This is a genomic window from Candidatus Manganitrophus noduliformans, assembly GCF_012184425.1.
Lineage (GTDB): Bacteria > Nitrospirota > Nitrospiria > SBBL01 > Manganitrophaceae > Manganitrophus > Manganitrophus noduliformans.
Genome location: NZ_VTOW01000017.1, coordinates 1 through 2,049, shown reverse-complemented (window position 1 = coordinate 2,049; position 2,049 = coordinate 1). Strand labels below are relative to the sequence as shown.

Sequence of the window (2,049 nt, the reverse complement as noted above, 5' to 3'; positions counted from 1 at the left end):
CCAAGAAGAAGATGACGACGATGGGGAAGAGACTTATATGCGGAAAATGAATAATGGAAAAATGGGGATAACTAACTAAAATCATAAGAAAAAGCAGGATATGTTACGTATAGCACCTACTACTAAATAGCAGTAATCATTTAAAACATTGTACATTTCCAAAAGAAACCATTGTATTAATGGCTGCAGATCCTTGACCTCATGGAGCTTAACTGAAGCCGTTGTTCCCCGTTCTCCTTAAAGGCAATGGGAAGATTTAAAGATCAGCAAAATATTCTACCTGACCTGGAGATAACCCATGCATCTAAATGATGAGCTCTTATTTGCTGTTTAATATCAAATTTGCTGGAACCGGGTTCGGGAATTTCGAGAACGAACACTTCCGATTCCTTTTTCATTTTAATAACAGAAGAATGCTCAGAAATGGCAACTTCAATAATCTCTGAACCGGCTAATTTTCGGAATACGCCATCCCAGCGTGATCTAATACATTGACGGAAAAAATGATGGAGTGCAAAGAAAGGAAGAAGCAGAATGCTAAAGGGGCCCAACATCCAAGAGAGAGTAGCAAAAAAAGGCTCACAAGGAATTTTACCGTAGTTAACTTGTGACCTTACTTCTTTACCGTCCAACAACAACCAAAGTGACGAATGCCATAATACTAGCACCAGCCATTCCTTTGGATATTTGGCATTGCGATTAAGTAAAAATTCCAAAAAATCCGGGTCCTCCCATTCCATATGAACCGAGTTCTGACCAAGTCATGATACGCCGATTAAGGATCCTCTCAGTGCCGAGATCGCGCAGGGTAGGAGGCCTCCTCCCTCCGGGTGGATACGCATCTTCTGTACAGTCTACAATTTCTGAATGTATATTCATGTCATTGGCTCTAATTCTGAAAGCATATTTAAGATTTTCAAATGGGGAAAGAAAACAAACGAGCAGGTGTCAATCGGGCCCATAATACCAGAATATAATCTTTGTAATCTTATTCTCATTTATATAGAAGGTTACTTCCGAGGGCTCTCCACCATAAATTAGTGCATCACCTTCTCTTCTCTGAGGCTGGCCTAACACCTCAATAACGCGATCGGCACTCATTCCCACCTCCAAACCATTTAAGAGCTTCCACCGTGGGCTGGTGATGGTGATTAACTCCGGTCTGACTTTTTTCAGTATTTGCTCAGAGGGATCGAGTATTCGGCCATACGACTCCTCGAATTCGAAACCGATGATTTCGAGCCCGTCCCACTTCCATATTTTCGACCCTTGTATATAACCATATTGGCTTGGATCATCTGAATGAATGTCGGTCTCCACCACTTCATTCTTTTCTCCGAGGTTGCGAATCGCAGTCACAGAGTCATCCTGTAGAAAAAGGGGGCCCTTGTAAATGAACTGCTCAATGCGTGCTCTTCTCTCTTCGAGTGTTTCTTGTTGCGGATCTCCCACAAAGGCGAGCTGCTGTGCATGAGTATCCAAGATGGTTTCTATTTGAAGCAGGAGTAAAATAGAACTGATGAAGAGACACGCTTTCACTGTGGGTCTCCTGTTATGAGCTCAATTATACCAAATAACGATATGACGATCTCGGAATAACCTTGATTAGTCAAGTCAGGAGAATAATAGTGGAATGGTATACTTCTTAAAATGAGGATCCAAATTCGTTGTCTACAGAGATTTGAGAGCGTTTTACTCCCCTGGCGTATTTTGTATTCTCCCACAGGCAAGTTCTTCATTATCAATTACATCCATCCTGATTATCCCTCCTTCGGAAAGGAACAGACGGCCAAAATGCTCCAGACCGTCTACTTCTCGGAGCAAACCGGGGAATCCATGTTTTTAGAGGAAGGATTAGTGGCTCTTGAGATAACCGCGGAAGGAACACTCTACGCACTCCGAAATGTGTTCACGCGTACCCCTTGTGAATGATAAAGTAAAGTGGGCCCACTTGGAAGGTTCGCGATAATGTAAAATGGACCCACCCCCATTCAATGATCCTGTATGATCGGTTGGACCGAGATACAGGAGGAAGGAGATGGTGGGAGT

The 2,049-nt window shown here is 42.9% G+C and carries 2 protein-coding genes; both read right to left on the bottom strand.

The features are described 5' to 3' along the window. Positions 1–263 precede the first annotated feature (263 nt). Positions 264–716: a hypothetical protein gene (locus MNODULE_RS24325; RefSeq protein ID WP_168063797.1), complete on the bottom strand. Its 453-nt coding sequence runs from the start codon at positions 714–716 to the stop codon at positions 264–266. A 232-nt stretch (positions 717–948) separates the two neighbouring features. After that, positions 949–1,539 (bottom strand): hypothetical protein, encoded by a 591-nt coding sequence (locus MNODULE_RS24320; protein ID WP_168063796.1) that lies wholly within the window; start codon positions 1,537–1,539, stop codon positions 949–951. Between the last annotated feature and the right edge of the window lie 510 nt (positions 1,540–2,049).